Below are 14,633 nucleotides of genomic sequence, written 5' to 3' on the forward strand. Positions count from 1 at the left end.
TCCTTTGGGCAAAGGGACGCACATCCCACGGGCATGTGGGTCCGTCCTGCGTTACAAGGGCCCTCATGAAAATCGCGAAGGACAGCGTGGTCGCCATCGAGTACCGGTTGCATCTGGGCGATGGCAATGTCGTGGACGAGAGCGAGCCGGGCGAGCCCCTGGAGTACCTGCACGGCTACGAGCAGATCGTCCCCGGCCTGGAGCGCGAGCTGGAGGGCAAGGAGGCCGGCGCGGCCCTGAAGGTCGTCGTGCAGCCCAAGGACGGCTACGGGGACATCGATCCGGACGGCGTGGAGGAGGTGCCTCGCACCGAGTTCCCCGAGGGCATGGAGCTCAAGGCCGGCAGCATCCTGAGCGCCACGGACGACGAGGGCGACGAGGTGGACTTCCTGGTGAAGGAGGTCAGGGGCGACATGGTGGTGGTGGACTTCAACCACCCCTTCGCCGGCAAGACGCTGCACTTCGAGGTCACCGTGCGCGGCGTGCGCCAGGCGACCGAGGAGGAGCTGGAGCACGGGCACGCCCATGGCGAGGGCGGCCACGACCATTAGTCGGACTCAGGCGCCCTCGCCCCGTCCCTCCGGGGGCGCGGGCGGGGCTTCCTTGGGCGCCGGGTCGAGCGCCGGAGGAGGCGCCGGGGGCACGGCCTGACCGGGCCAGGCCACGGTCCGCACCTCCGAGCGGTCATCCAGCGCGAGCCCGTCGCCCTTGGGCTCGGTGTTCGTCACGGAGATGACCTCGCCGCGCTTGAGCTTGAAGAAGCGCTGGTTGTGCTCGGCGCGGTGCTTCTCCTGCATCGCCAGGCCCATGCGCCCCTCGGGGCCGCAGCCGATGTAGCGCTGGCGTCCCTTGCCCTCGAGCGACTCGGACACGATGCGGAAGAGCCGGTCGGGCCGGGGCGCGCTCCAGGGCTCGCCCGCGGGCGCGAGCATCAGGTAGCTCATCTTGAGCGACTCCTTGTGCAGGCCCGCCGCCCGGGCGATGTCCTCCACCACGCCGGGCATGGGCCAGTCGCGCTCGGCGTGACACCAGTCGCTCTCCTTCACCAGCGCGGGGCACGCGCCCCGGTACAGGCACGGCGCGCGGATGGCGTGGCCCTGCTCCACCATCACGTCGCGCACCTTGAGCAGGAGCCGGGACGTCTCGCGCAGCGCGGGCTCCAGCACCAGCAGGCTGCCGCCGGGCTTCACCTGCGCGAGCACCTGGGTGAGCAGGGCCGCGCGGGGTTTCACCGCCTCGTCCCCCACGCCATACAGCTCGTTGAGCACGTGGCCCATCGTGATGAGGTCGTACTTGCCCTCGGGCGGCGGGGCCTTCTTGAGCGGGTCCCACTCGCGCGTGGCGATCGCCTCGCCCGCCTCGGTGGCCAGGGCCCGGGCGAGCGCCAGCGCGGGCTTGCTGCGGTCCGCGGCCGTCACCTCGGAGGCCCCCGCGTCCAGGGCGGCGAAGGCCAGGGGGCCGGGGCCGCTGCCCAGGTCCAGCACGGCGCGGGGCCGCTGCGGCAACTCGCCCATCGCCTCGCGCGCCTGGGCGTAGGACACCGGCCAGTAGAAGAGCAGGTAGGCCCCGAGCAGCTTGGGGTCGTCCATGTACCGCGCCCCGGCGAGCTTGCGGTCGCGGGTGAGGCCCAGGGACAGCTGCTTGACCCCCGCGCCCACCTCCTTGATCTCCTGGGGCGTCAGCCGGGTCTCCGGACCCTCTCCGCGTCCGCGCGCCTGCCGCCACACGGCGATGAGCCGCGGAATCCACCGCTCCAGATCCTTGCCATACGCGCCGCTCATCCCGTCCCGCCTTGCTCACAGAAGGGTCGCCTCGGAGGGGCAACCGCGTTAAATGCCGTCCAATGATCTCCGTTCGCGACCTGCGCAAGCACTATCAGGTCCACAAGCGTCCGCCCGGCCTCCAGGCCGCTCTCCGATCGGTCTTCCATCGCACCTATACCGAGGTGAAGGCGGTGGATGGCATCTCCTTCGAGATCAAGGCGGGCGAGCGCGTGGGCTTCCTCGGGCCCAACGGCGCGGGGAAGACGACGACCCTGAAGGTGCTCTCCGGGCTGCTGCACCCGTCGAGCGGGGAGGTGCGCGTGGACGGTCACGTGCCGCGCCACCGCGAGGACCTGTTCCTCAAGAAGATCATGCTGGTGACGGGGCAGAAGCAGCAGCTCCTGTGGGACCTGCCGCCCTCGGAGACGTTCGAACTCAACCGCGCCATCTACGACGTTCCCCGGGCCCAGTACAAGCAGACGCTGGAGGAGCTGGTGACGCTCCTGGAGCTGGGCGAGCTCATCGGCAAGCCGGCGCGGCAGCTGTCCCTGGGCGAGCGCATGAAGTGCGAGCTGGCCGCGGCGCTCATCCACCGGCCGCGGGTGCTCTTCCTGGACGAGCCCACCATCGGCCTGGACGTGTCCATGCAGGCCACGATGCGCGCCTTCATCAAGTCGTACAACGAGCGCCACGGCGCCACGCTCATCCTCACCAGCCACTACATGGACGACGTGGCGGCGCTGTGCCCCCGGGTCATCGTCATCGACAAGGGCCAGCTCTCCTATGACGGTGGGCTGGAGGCGCTGGTGCAGCGGGTGCGGCCGGAGAAGCGCGTGGTGCTGCGGCTGTCGCGCGAGGTGGCCGCGGCGGACCTGGCGGCCCTGGGCAAGGTGGTGTCGCACGAGCGCGCGGAGGCGGTGCTCCAGGTGAGCCAGGACTCGGTCAACGCGACGGTGAGCCGGGCCCTGTCCACGCTGCCGGTGATGGACCTGACGGTGGAGAACGCCCCGCTCGAGGAGGTCATGAGCGAGCTGTTCGCCGAGCGCAAGGCCCAGCGGGCGGCGGCGGCGGTGGTGGGCGCATGAGCGTGCGCGGGACGATCCGGGCCTTTCCCACGCTCTTGCGCGTGGGGGTGTCCGAGGCGGTGGCCTACCGGGCGGAGATGATCGTCTGGTTCTTCTCCACCACCATGCCCTTCATCTCCATGGCGCTGTGGACGGCGGTGGCGCGCTACAACCCCGTGGGCCGCTACGACTCCGAGGACTTCGTGCGCTACTTCCTGGCCACCTTCTCGGTGCGTCAGGTGACGGGCTCGTGGGTGGCGTGGCAGATGAACTACGAGGTGCGTCAGGGCACGCTGGCCATGCGCCTGCTGCGGCCCATCTCCCCGCTGTGGGCCTACGCGGCGGAGAACCTGGGCTACATGCCCCTGCGCGCGCTGATGGTGCTGCCCATCGTCATCTTCTCCCTCGTGCACTCGGGCGCGGCCGCGCTGCCCCGCACGGCGTGGGGCTGGCTCTTCCTCGTGCTCGCGCTGGTGGGCGGCTGGCTCATCACCTTCCTGGCCAACGTGGCCATCGGCTCCTTGAGCCTCTACATCGAGAGCAGCCAGCGGCTCATGGACGTGTGGTTCGCGCTGTTCCTCGTGGGCTCGGGCTACCTGTACCCGGTGGAGCTCTTTCCCTCCGCGCTCAAGGGCCTGCTGGACTGGCTGCCGTTCCGCTACCAGATTGGCCTGCCCACGGAGATCATGATCAACGCGCACGGCTTCAGCGAGGCCCTGGGCCTGCTGGCGCGGCAGTGGGCATGGGTGGCGGTGCTCTTGACCGTGTCGGTGGTGTCGTGGAAGCGGGGCCTCAAGCGCTTCGCGGCCTACGGAGGATAGGACCATGCTGCGCCGCTACCTGCGCCTGTTGGGAGTCCGGCTGCGGGCCTCCAGCCTGCTGGCCATGCAGTACCGGGCGGACTTCCTCGTGGACGGCCTCATCTCCGTCTTCTGGATGATCACCGCCCTGGTGCCCCTGTTCGTCGTCTTCCAGAACGCCCAGCGCGACATCGAGGGGTGGAGCTTCGGCGAGTCGCTGCTCGTCATCGGCTGGTTCACGCTCCTGCAGGGCATCCTCGAGGGCGCCATCAACCCGAGCCTCACGGGCGTGGTGGAGCACATCCGCAAGGGCACCCTGGACTTCGTGCTGCTCAAGCCCGCGGACGCCCAGTTCCTGGTGTCCACCGAGCGCTTCCTGCCCTGGCGCATCACCAACGTGTTCGCCGCGCTCGTCGTCTTCGGCTACGCCTTCCACCGGCTCGGGCGCGTGCCGTCGCTCCTGGGCGTGGGCATCTCGCTGGTGCTCCTGGTGACGAGCGTGCTCCTGCTCTACTCGCTGTGGATCCTCACCGTGTGCGCGGCCTTCTACGTGGTGAAGGTGGACAACCTGTCCTACTTCTTCACCTCCATCTTCGACGCCGCGCGCTGGCCGGCCCCCGTCTTCCGCGGGGCCCTGTCCTTCGTCTTCACCTTCATCATCCCCCTGGCGGTGATGACGACGTTCCCCGCCGAGGCGATGCTCGGGCGGCTGCCGTGGTCGGCGCTCGGGTGGGCCATCCTCGGCTCGGGCCTGTTCGCCTTCCTGTCGCGCCAGATGTGGAAGCACGCCATCGGCCGCTACACCTCCGCGAGCAGCTGAGCCCAGGCGGGTGACGTCAGGGGGTGAAGTCCGGCCCCTTCAAGAAGGACAGCTCCCGCTGGACCTCGAGTCCCACGGGCGCGCCGGCCTCGTCCCGGGCCCGGAGCCGCTCGCCCGCCTGGAGCCGCCGCTCCAACCGGTTCTCCCGCCCCTCGAAGCGCAGCACGGGGAGCGGGCCGTCCCGGCGGGGCAGGGGCCGATCGAGCTTCACCCGGAGCACCTGATCGAAGTCCGGGGCGTGTGACAGGACATGGACGAGGTAGACCTCGGTGCCCTCGCCGAGCACCAGATAGCGCGGCGCGCCGAGCGCGGGCGCCGGGTCGGACAGCACGCGCTGGTAGCGGACGGCCTCCACCTTCACGGTGACCTCGCGCGCCACGGGCGTGCCTCCGCCCTCGAAGTTGCCCTGGTACACAGTGGCCCGGAAGCGCTGGAGCTTGCCGCTCGCGAGCGCGTCCAGGTCGAAGCGCTCCGGCTCGACGGTATAGGTCCCCTGGGAGAAGTCCGTCGGCACGGCGCCGGCGTCCTGGGGCTCCAGGCTCACCGCGAGCAGGAGCTGCACGTCATGGGGCCGGTGGAACATCGGGATGTGCGACAGGTACAGCCGCGGACCCGCGCCGAAGAGCACCATGCCGTGGGTGCCCATGCGCCGGGGCGCGACCGTGCGCTCCCGCGACGGAGGCACCTGCTGGAGGACGAGCTGCGGGACGGGAGGGAGGGCCAGGAGCATGGCCCTCGATAGCACGAAGCGGGAGGGCCTCGACCCCCCCGCCGCCCGGGCTCAGGGGCCCGTGTACACGCCCACGGCGCCGCGCCGCTTGCTCGTGCCATCGAAGCCGATGAGCACGCGGCGGGTGGAGCCCGAGCGATCCACCTGGATGTCCGTCACGGGCAGCCAGTGCAGGGCCGAGGGCAGCACGTCCTGGCCGTAGAGCAGCACCTCGCCGCCGCGCACCCGGCTCAGGCCCTCGCCCCAGCTCGCGCCCGCCCACACGCTGCCGTCACTCGGATCCGCGGCCACGGCGGACACCCGGCCCGCGCCATCCACGAGCTGGGTGGACAGGGCGCGCAGCCGCTGGCCGTTGACGTCGAGCTGCGCGAGCCCCCGCGTGAAGCTGCCCACCCACACGCTCTGGTCCCCCATCACCGCCATGCCCGAGACGTGGTCGTCCACGCGCTGCGCCACGGTGGGGATGTTCGGCTCGCCCACGGCGTCCGGCCAGACGTCGATGCGGTTGGCGCGGTAGGCGCTGTCCTCCGCCTGGGACTGGGCCGACCAGTAGTTGTAGCCGGTGGTGCCGTAGCGGAAGCGCGTGGAGCGGTTGGCGCCGCCGAACCACACGTCGCCATTGGGCAGCACCGAGACGCCGTAGTACGCGTCCGTGAGCAGCACCACGCTCGTGCCCGCCGCGTTCCAGGCGTTGATGGCGGGGTGCACGTGCTCCTTCACCCCGGCGCAGCCGTAGTCCCAGGTGCCCGGCGCGCAGGAGTAGCCGGCGAAGTCCGCCTGGCCCCAGGCGAAGCCGTGGTTGGCGCCGAACCAGACGCTCTGGGTCCTCGGGTCATAGGCGATGCGCAGCACGCTGCAGAGCTTCTCGCGGCCGCGCGGCTCGGCGGCGACCTTGTTGGGCCCCGTGGACAGGTCGTAGTGCACCACCTGCAGGCCCGAGCCCGAGAGCGTCACGCGGTCCGCGTCGCCGCTCTTGTAGACGCTCGCGTCCGGCGCGCGGCCCGCGTACCAGGCCGCGTCCCACTCGTCCTCGCACGAGGGCATGCCCGACGCGGGGGGCTTGCCGCCGTAGCCGACGAAGGCCACGCCCGCGGGGCCACCCGTCACGGAGATGACGTTGAGGTACGGCGTGCCCGGAGGGGCGCTCCCATCCGGCATGTAGCCATAGGGGCGCAGGCCGTCGGCCATCGTGAAGCGGCGGAACTGGCTCTGGCCTTTCTGGAGGACGAAGAGGCCCTCCTGGCCTCCGGCCACCCAGATGTTGCCGCCCGCGTCGGCGCTCACGCCCAGCACCCGCTGGGGCGCTCCCTGCGCGGCGCCGTAATACGTCCACGCGGCCTGGGGCGGGGGCGTCCCCCCCTCGACGGTCACGACGAGCTGGGGCCGGAGCGCCGCATCGGGGGCCTCGCGCGAGGAGAACACCGTGCCATCGCTCCCCGTGGGCTCCAGGCTCCAGTCGGGTGTCCCGCCGCCCTGGAGCGCCGCCGTCACGTCCCACTCCACCCAGGTGTTGGCCGCCACGGCGCCCACGGTGGCGACCCGGGCCCCGCTCGGGGGCCGGGACTGGTAGGTGACGCCGCGCTCCTGCCACGCCGCGTCGAGCGCGTGGAGCGCGGGCCCGTGGAGGGTGGCATCCGTGGCGTACAGGCGCAGCTTCGCGCTCGTCACGGTGCCGCTGAGCCCGGAGAGGTCGAAGCGCAGCAACGACTGGTACAGGGGCGAGCTGTCCACCTTGAGCACCGAGGAGCCGCCGAAGTTCTCTCCGGGCGCGGTGGCCTCCACCCGGGCATCGGCCACGGGCGGGAAGATCTGGGTTCGTGTCTCCGCCCACGCGCCCGCCGAGGCCCACACCACCATGCCCACGCCCGCCACGCGTCCCACCCCGCGCCATCCACCCATGACCGCTCTCCCTTGCGCCCGCGCGTGCCTCGGCATGAGGCGAGCCGGGTCGGGTTCGAGCCAGTGCAGGGGGAGTGCCGGACGGCGTCCGCTGGCGCCGCGCTCGATGGTCACCCCGGAGGCCCCCAGGGGTGTCTTCGAGGATGGGAAGCCAGCGCGCCAGGATGGGTGTCCGGGGTGCGTGGATGGGGAACGCGGTGGCGGAATTCCATCCAGGGCCTCGCTCAAGGGACACTCGGCCCATGTCCCTCCGAATCCCGCTGGTTCTAGTGATGGCATGTCTGGGCGTGGCCTGCGCTTCCGTTCCCGCTCCGTCCCCGACGGCGCGCGTCATCGAGCCCTCGGCCGCCGAGCCGCCAGACGAGGTCGTGCTCGCCGAGGACGTGCGGGTGTACCGGCTCGCGCCCGGGGTCTGGGTGCACGTGACGCTCGCGGGGAAGGAGTGGGGCCATACGCCCGCCAACGGTTTGATCATCGAGGAGGGCGCGTCCTCGCTCCTCGTCGAGACGGGCTGGAATCCCCGGCAGGCGGAGCGCCTGCTCGACTGGGCCCGGGACGCCTTGCACCGGCCGGTGCGCGCGGCGCTGGTGACGCACTTCCACCTGGACCGCATCGGAGGCATCCCCGCGCTCGGGGCCCGGGGCGTGCCGGTGTCCGCGCGGGAGGAGACGGCGCGGCGCGTGGTGGCGCGGGGCATGACGGTCACCCTCCAGCCACTGGCGGACGCCCAGGAGTGGGGGCCCCTGTCGGTGTTCTTCCCTGGCGCGGGCCACTCGCCGGACAACCTCGTCGTGGCGTATGGCGACCGGGGCCTGCTCTATGGGGGCTGCTTCGTGAAGGACGCGAGCGCGCGCGACCTGGGCAACCTGGAGGACGCGGACGTCGCCGCCTGGCCCCGGAGCCTCGAGCGCGTGCGCCAGCGCTTCCCCGACGCGCGCCAGGTGCTCCCGGGCCATGGCGCGCCCGGAGGGCCGGAGTTGCTCACCCATACCCAGGCGTTGTTGCGCGCGGCGCCGTGAGGCGTCTCAGTCGCCCACCAGGGCGTCCGCCTCGATCTCCACGAGCATGGCGGGGTCGATGAGCCGTCGCACCTCGACCATGCTGGTGGCGGGGCGGATGGCGCCGAAGAACGCGCCATGGGCGCGGCCCACCTCCTCCCAGCGGGTGATGTCGGTCACGTACATCCGGGTGCGCACCACGTGCTCCAGGCTGGCGCCCAGGGCCTCGAGCGCCGCCTGGATGTTGCGCAGCGCCTGCACGGCCTGGGCATGGGCGTCTCCCGCGCCCACGAGCTGGCCCTGGGCATCCGTCGCCGTGGTGCCGGAGACGAAGATGAAGGGCCCGGCGCGTACGGCGCGCGAGTAGCCCACGCGGGGCTCCCAGGGGGTTCCGGTCGAGTGTCGCTCGCGCCGCATGACAGCTCCAGGGGTGAAGGGGAGGGGACGCGGAGTGTACGCGGCGGGTCTTCCGGAGCGCCCGGTTCCCTGGCCGGACCCCGGCGGAGCGCGGGCGCGAAGGGAGGCGCGAGAAAAAACATACGCCCCGTGATAGTTGCATCCCTCATGGCATCCGAGCTCGAGCAGGAGGTCGCCCGTCGGCGCACCTTCGCGATCATCTCCCACCCCGACGCGGGCAAGACGACCCTCACCGAGAAGCTGCTGCTCTACGGCGGCGCCATCCACCTGGCCGGCAGCGTGAAGGCCCGCCGCGCCAGCCGCCACGCCACGAGCGACTGGATGGAGCTGGAGAAGCAGCGTGGTATCTCCGTGACGTCCTCGGTGTTGCAGTTCCCCTACAAGGGCCACGCGGTGAACCTGCTGGACACCCCGGGCCACCAGGACTTCTCCGAGGACACCTACCGCACGCTGGCGGCGGCGGACGCGGCGGTGATGCTCATCGACGCGGCCAAGGGCGTCGAGCCGCAGACCAAGAAGCTCTTCAAGGTCTGCCGCATGCGCGGCATCCCCATCTTCACCTTCGTGAACAAGCTGGACCGCTTCGGTCGCGCGCCCCTGGAGCTCATGGACGAGCTCGAGCAGGTGCTGGGCCTGCGCGCCTACCCGATGAACTGGCCCATCGGCATGGGGCCCGAGTTCCGGGGCGTGTATGACCGGCAGCACAAGGTGGTGCACGTCTTCTCCGCGGAGGGCCGCCATGGCGAGTCCGAGGTGGCCGAGCGCTCGGTGCCCATCGACTCCGACGAAATCCACTCGGTGCTCACCGAGCGCGAGCTGTCCACGCTCAAGGAGGAGATCGAGCTGTTGGACATTGGCGGGGACGAGTTCACCCGGGAGAAGGTGGCCTCGGGACAGCTCACGCCCATGTTCTTCGGCAGCGCGATGACGAACTTCGGCGTGCGGCCCTTCCTGGATGCCTTCCTGGATCTGGCGCCGGCGCCCACCTCGCGCCCGACGCAGGAAGGCCCGCGCGAGCCCAACCACCCCAAGTTCGCGGGCTTCGTGTTCAAGATCCAGGCGAACATGGACCCCTCGCACCGCGACCGCATCGCGTTCATGCGTGTGGTGTCCGGCCGCTACGTCAAGGGCATGACCGCGTTCCACTCGCGCCTGGGCAAGGACGTGCGCCTGGCCAAGCCGAGCCAGTTCCTCGCCGCCGAGCGCACCGCCATCGAGGACGCGTGGCCCGGGGACGTCATCGGTCTGTTCGACCCGGGCATGTTCCGCATCGGAGACACGCTCGCCGATGGCGAGGACCTGCTCTTCGAGAGCGTGCCGCGCTTCAGCCCGGAGTACTTCGCCATCGTGCGCTCCAAGGATCCGCTGCGCCGCAAGCAGATGGAGAAGGGCCTGGAGCAGCTCTCGGAGGAGGGCACCGTGCAGATCTTCCAGCAGATCGGCATGGGCATGAAGGACCCCATCGTCGGCGTGGTGGGCGCGCTGCAGTTCGAGGTGCTCCAGTTCCGCGTGGAGCACGAGTACGGCGCGCGCATCATTCTCGACCGCCTGCCCTTCAGCCATGCGCGCTGGGTGGTGGGACCGAACTTCGATCCGAAAACTTTCGACTGGGAAGGGAATCGGCAGACGGTGCAGGACCGCGATGGTCTGCCGTTGGTGCTCTTCCGGGACGACTGGGCGATGCAACACGCCGAGGAAAAACATCCGGAATTGAAGTTCTTGTCGTCGGCCCCCCAACTAAGGCAACTTGCTGCGACCGGAAGCTGAGCGGGGCCGGAGCTGACGGGACCTCGGACGCTCGGGGTTTGGGGGCCGTCGATGTCTTTTTTTCAGGGTTCGCGGGTGGCGCTGGTCGCCACGTCGCTGCTGTGGGGGGCGTGTGATCCCGCCGCCAATCCGGAACTGGTCAAGACGGGGGTGTATCTTTCCATCCCCTCGGTGACCATCACGCGGATGGACAATGTCCAGCACGTGCTCGAGGGCTCCCTGCGGAGCCGGCGGGCCATTGCCTGGGTGGAGGTCTACGAGGACACCCGCCTGCTCGGGTACGCCCAGGTGGACGCCGACGGGGTGAACTGGCGCTTCGATTGGAAGCCAGACGACGCGGCGAAGTCACTCCTGGTGCGGGCGTATGACGTGGACGGGCAGGCGGGGAGCGCGGCCTTGAACCTCCAGCACGTGCAGTTCGCCACCGAGCCGGGCCTCTACCACTCCGAGGTGTTCCTGCGCCTGCCGGTCTCGTCGGCGGCGCAGACGCGCTACACGCTGGATGGCTCGACCCCCACGGTGAACTCTCCCCTGGCCGAGGGCCCGCTGGTGCTGCTGCCTCGCCAGGGCGAGCCCACGCCCCTGTCGTTCATCGAGACGAACCCCTTCGACGCGCCCCTGCACTGGCGCTGGCGCTCGCCCAAGATGGACACGCTCCCGCACGCCACGGTGGTGCGCATCCAGCAGTTCGTGGGCAGCCTGCCCGTGGGCCCGAGCGAGACCCGCACCTATCTGGTGGGCGGGAGGGCCTCGGCGCTGCCCGTGGCGTCGCTCGCGACGGACGCGGGGAACTTCTTCGACTTCGACCGGGGCATCTACGTGCCGGGCCGGATGAACGCGGAGGATCCGAGCTGGCCCTGGTACTGGGGCACGGGCAACTACATGGAGGATGGCAAGGAGTGGGAGCGTCCCATCCATGTCGAGTGGTTCGAGCCGGCGGGGCAGCGGCTGCTGGCGCAGAACGCGGGCGTGCGCATCCACGGCTCGGGCAGCTCCGCGCTGCCGCAGAAGAGCCTTCGGCTGTATGCCAAGGAGGACTACGGCCCGGAGACGTTCAAGCCGGCGCTCTTCCCCGACTCGTCGCTGCGCGACTACAAGCGGCTGATCCTGCGCACCTCGGGACAGGACTCCCTGGCCTCGAAGCTCAAGGATTGCGCGTTGCAAAGCGCGCTCGTGGGTCTGGGATTGGACCTGCAGGCCTGCCGTCCCGCGGTCGTGTTCCTCAATGGCGAGTACTGGGGCCTGCACGAGCTACGCGAGCGCTATGACGAGTACTACCTGGCGCAGCACCATGGGCTGGACCGCAAGAAGATCGTCGTCCTGGAGGGCCTGGGCGCGGTGAACGTGGGGACGGACGGGGACGAGACGCCCTACCTCCAGCTGCTGGACTACGTGCGCCAGAACGACCTGTCCGTGGCGGAGCACTACGCGTACGTGAAGGCGCGGATGGACGTGGACAACTTCACGGACTACGTCATCGCGCAGGTCTTCCTGGGCAACGAGGACTGGCCCCACAACAACGCCAAGTGGTGGCGCTTCACGGGGAAGAACCCGGGGGGAACGTCCACGGACGGCGATGGCCGCTGGCGCTGGCTGCTGTATGACCTGGACCTCGCCTTCGTGTCGGGGCCGGATGCCAACTCGCTGGCGCGGCTGCTGACGGGTGACGAGCTGCCGGAGCCCAGCGTGGCGCTCGTGCGCGCTCTGCTCCAGTCGCCGGAGTTCAAGGCCCGGTTCATCGAGCGCTTCCGCTGGCACCTGGACCACACCTTCACGGAGGAGCGGATGACGGCGCACGTGGATGCGCTGGAGGCGCTGATCGCGCCCGAGATGCCCGCGCACATCAACCGGTGGGGCTATCCGCTCTCGCTGGAGGACTGGTCGGCGGACGTCGCCTCGCTGCGCACGGCCCTGGAGCAGCGGCCCGCGTTCATGCGCCAGTTCCTGGAGGAGGCCTTCGGTCCCCTCTGAGCGGCGGGTTTAACTCCCGTCGCTCCTACTGTGGAAAAGTCGAGGGAGGGCACGCCAAGCACGCGCCCTCCCTTTTTTTGTGACCTGACAGGCCAGCCTGACGCAGCTTACCCGCGAGTGCGTAGGCTTCTCGTTTGAGAGGAGTGGAGTAACAGGAACTTCGGGGCGTGCACGACCTGTCCCACGCAGTGCCATCGCTGTCGGGTTACCAGCAAGCTTCGGAGGTAAAAACTGTGAATCTTGAAAAACTCGGCCCCCCTGGGACTGTTCCCCGGCAGCATGCGCGGCTCATCGAACCGCTGCCACATCGCCTGCTAACCACTGACGTCCTCAAGATCCTCAAGACCAATCCGGGCCACGTGGGGTTCCAGACCGCAGGGGCTTCGCCCACCCTGTTTTTTCTCGTGGACGGGACCTTTCAGCCATCCGGCAACTACTTCTTTTACTCTTACGGTTGGGATTCCGAGTTTGGGGCCACCCTCACCGTCTCGCTGTACTGGAAAGGGGGAGGAAGTTGCACGTTCCTACCGTCGACGCAGCAAGCGTTTCACGACCTGAAGACAGGTAGCTGCACGGTCGTCATTGTTCGAGGGGAGCGGTGTGTCGCCGCCCTCTCCCTCGATTTGGGCCAACAACCCGATTTTGATGCCCAATGGGCGAGGGTAGCCGATCATGTACCCCTCATGCCCGATGAGCGTGCCTCGTTCTGGCATATTTTCGGTCTGCACCCAGGCCTACGGAGCCAGGCTACTCCCGGTGAAAGACTATCCCTGGGGTGGGCCAATGAATATCGGCGCTCTGTGCTTGCTCTCTCTGAACTGGCGGTAGCGGCTCAGGGAGCGCCGCCCCTCACTCAACTTGGTCGGATTCCACCTGACGCCTTTGGCCCTTTAGCTAACATCACAGCGCGGCCGAACTGGGGTGCCAAAGATGCACTGGAAGCTCTTCAGGAGATTCGAAGCAAGGGCGGCGCGTCCTTTCTGAAGTTCCTTGCTGCGGACCACGAGTTCGACACCTACACCCACGAAATCAGTGGACATGCCCACTGCGTTCTAAAGACGGCCGCTACTCAAGCATTCCTTCTCGGAACGCACCTGACTCGTGAGGGCCGTTTCCTCCCATGGTTGGACTTCGCCACCGGAGAGTTGCGCGCGCTGCAAATTCTGCCAGAGCGCTTCTCCGAAACCTTTGCGGCAGAGGATTATTGGGCTCGGCAAAGCTCGGCGCTTCACATCAACACCGGACATCACATTGGGGGGGAGGATGTCCCAATGGACTTGCGGCCTCAGTCGGCCTCGTGGCTGGGGTTTCCCTTTGCTGAAGAAACGTCGCCGACTGATGCTGCCGCGGATGTCTTGATTGACGAGGCGCTTGCACATCGCCGATGGGCGCTAGAGCCAGGCGCCATCTTCGAACTACAGGTGGGGCCGTTTGCGCGGTTTCAGGCTTGGGAGCACGGTTCAGACATCGCCTTTGTCGCTCGCGGGCCAACCGGCGAGTACGCAGAACTTGCGCTGGACACTCGTGAGAAACTCGTGGTCTGCAATGGTCTCCTCTCTCTGAACCCGGAAACGGACAAGCCCGCTCGCGCCCACGCAGCGCTCAAGCTCCTGTTGGCTTCTCTGTTTCGCGACTTCGTGGTGGTGGAGGATCGGGAGCGTGTTTTCTCCACCGTGGCTCGACAACTGCGGCAGGGGCAGGTGAAGCGCGGACAGGAGGATAGCCCTGTCGTTGTTTACTTGCCTCGGATCAGATACGTCGGAAGACCTGCAGTAGAGAATTGCATGCGCGAACTCAACCAAGAGGAGCGCCGAGCTCACTATGTACGCGCGCACCTGAGACGTGCAACGCGAGCGTCCGAACATCAGCGGGCACTGGGGCAGCGCTACGGCTTTCCCGTTCCGGAGAACTACACGTTCGTTCGGCCGCATGAGCGAGGGAAGAATGAACGAACCGTCATTTACCGCAGCCGCTCAGCGCTCCTCTCGCTTTATGAGGTTTGGGACCCTGGCCAGTCGGTGACAGGAGGCGCGAACTGGTTTCAGTTTGAACGAGACGTGAATTGCCTCATGGAGAGATTAGGCTTCGTCGTGGAGCACACTGCTGCCTCGCGGCGTGGGGACCAAGGTGTCGATGTGTATGCCACGCGCGGCGTTGAAGGGTCGGGCGAACCTGAGCGCTGGGTCATCCAGTGCAAGTGCTACGCACCGCACAGGAAGGTAGGACCTGCGATTCTGCGGGAACTGTTGGGCGCTATGCGGGCCTACCCTGACGGAACCCGTGGCATGGTCGCCACGACGAGCACCTTCACGGGGGAAAGTCGGCGCTTGGCGAAGGCGGAAGGTCTTCGCCTCATGGACGGTGAAGAGTTTTCGCAACTGGCCCGTCTCAAGTAAGTGCCTAT

The 14,633-nt window shown here is 68.7% G+C and carries 12 protein-coding genes; 8 read left to right on the plus strand and 4 right to left on the minus strand.

Annotation, left to right across the window (positions count from 1 at the left end):
• Positions 1 to 65: 65 nt before the first annotated feature.
• A complete protein-coding gene (locus I3V78_RS09760; protein WP_204486347.1) occupies positions 66 to 551 on the plus strand; it encodes an FKBP-type peptidyl-prolyl cis-trans isomerase in 486 nt (161 codons plus the stop codon).
• A gap of 6 nt (positions 552 to 557) precedes the next feature.
• On the opposite strand, the gene I3V78_RS09765 is transcribed toward I3V78_RS09760, so the two are convergent.
• Positions 558 to 1,781, minus strand: a complete 1,224-nt coding sequence (locus I3V78_RS09765; RefSeq protein ID WP_204486349.1) for a small ribosomal subunit Rsm22 family protein — start codon at positions 1,779 to 1,781, stop codon at positions 558 to 560.
• 62 nt (positions 1,782 to 1,843) lie between these two features.
• Here I3V78_RS09765 and I3V78_RS09770 point away from each other — a divergent pair, with 62 nt between their 5' ends.
• Genes I3V78_RS09770 through I3V78_RS09780 form a run of 3 tightly spaced genes read left to right on the plus strand, consistent with a single transcriptional unit; the run spans position 1,844 to position 4,447 of the window.
• Complete coding sequence (locus I3V78_RS09770; protein WP_204486351.1) at positions 1,844 to 2,848, plus strand: ABC transporter ATP-binding protein; 1,005 nt, start codon at positions 1,844 to 1,846, stop codon at positions 2,846 to 2,848.
• Entirely contained in the window at positions 2,845 to 3,648 is an 804-nt protein-coding gene (locus I3V78_RS09775) for an ABC transporter permease (protein WP_204486353.1), read from the plus strand. Before I3V78_RS09770 ends, I3V78_RS09775 begins: the two co-directional genes overlap by 4 nt.
• Positions 3,649 to 3,652: 4 nt before the next feature.
• Positions 3,653 to 4,447: an ABC transporter permease gene (locus tag I3V78_RS09780; RefSeq protein WP_204486355.1), complete on the plus strand. Its 795-nt coding sequence runs from the start codon at positions 3,653 to 3,655 to the stop codon at positions 4,445 to 4,447.
• A 16-nt stretch (positions 4,448 to 4,463) separates the two neighbouring features.
• On the opposite strand, the gene I3V78_RS09785 is transcribed toward I3V78_RS09780, so the two are convergent.
• Complete coding sequence (locus I3V78_RS09785) at positions 4,464 to 5,177, minus strand: hypothetical protein (protein WP_204486357.1); 714 nt, start codon at positions 5,175 to 5,177, stop codon at positions 4,464 to 4,466.
• A gap of 51 nt (positions 5,178 to 5,228) precedes the next feature.
• On the minus strand, positions 5,229 to 7,076 hold the full coding sequence (locus tag I3V78_RS09790) for a CBM96 family carbohydrate-binding protein (RefSeq protein WP_204486359.1): 1,848 nt from the start codon (positions 7,074 to 7,076) through the stop codon (positions 5,229 to 5,231).
• A gap of 272 nt (positions 7,077 to 7,348) precedes the next feature.
• Here I3V78_RS09790 and bla point away from each other — a divergent pair, with 272 nt between their 5' ends.
• Positions 7,349 to 8,095 carry a subclass B1 metallo-beta-lactamase gene (gene bla, locus I3V78_RS09795; RefSeq protein ID WP_420840450.1) on the plus strand — a complete coding sequence of 249 codons (747 nt, stop codon included), beginning with the start codon at positions 7,349 to 7,351 and terminating at the stop codon, positions 8,093 to 8,095.
• A 6-nt stretch (positions 8,096 to 8,101) separates the two neighbouring features.
• On the opposite strand, the gene I3V78_RS09800 is transcribed toward bla, so the two are convergent.
• Positions 8,102 to 8,491, minus strand: coding sequence for a RidA family protein (locus I3V78_RS09800; protein ID WP_204486363.1), 390 nt, complete (start codon positions 8,489 to 8,491; stop codon positions 8,102 to 8,104).
• Between the two features lie 147 nt (positions 8,492 to 8,638).
• Between I3V78_RS09800 and I3V78_RS09805 the strand changes: the two genes are divergently transcribed.
• The 3 genes from I3V78_RS09805 (at position 8,639) to I3V78_RS09815 (ending at position 14,625) form a co-directional block, all read left to right on the plus strand.
• Positions 8,639 to 10,258 carry a peptide chain release factor 3 gene (locus I3V78_RS09805; RefSeq protein ID WP_204486365.1) on the plus strand — a complete coding sequence of 540 codons (1,620 nt, stop codon included), beginning with the start codon at positions 8,639 to 8,641 and terminating at the stop codon, positions 10,256 to 10,258.
• A gap of 51 nt (positions 10,259 to 10,309) precedes the next feature.
• On the plus strand, positions 10,310 to 12,229 hold the full coding sequence (locus I3V78_RS09810; RefSeq protein WP_204486369.1) for a CotH kinase family protein: 1,920 nt from the start codon (positions 10,310 to 10,312) through the stop codon (positions 12,227 to 12,229).
• Between the two features lie 167 nt (positions 12,230 to 12,396).
• On the plus strand, positions 12,397 to 14,625 hold the full coding sequence (locus I3V78_RS09815) for a restriction endonuclease (RefSeq protein ID WP_204486370.1): 2,229 nt from the start codon (positions 12,397 to 12,399) through the stop codon (positions 14,623 to 14,625).
• Positions 14,626 to 14,633: the final 8 nt, after the last annotated feature.

Source organism: Archangium primigenium (assembly GCF_016904885.1).
Taxonomy (GTDB): Bacteria; Myxococcota; Myxococcia; order Myxococcales; family Myxococcaceae; genus Cystobacter; species Cystobacter primigenius.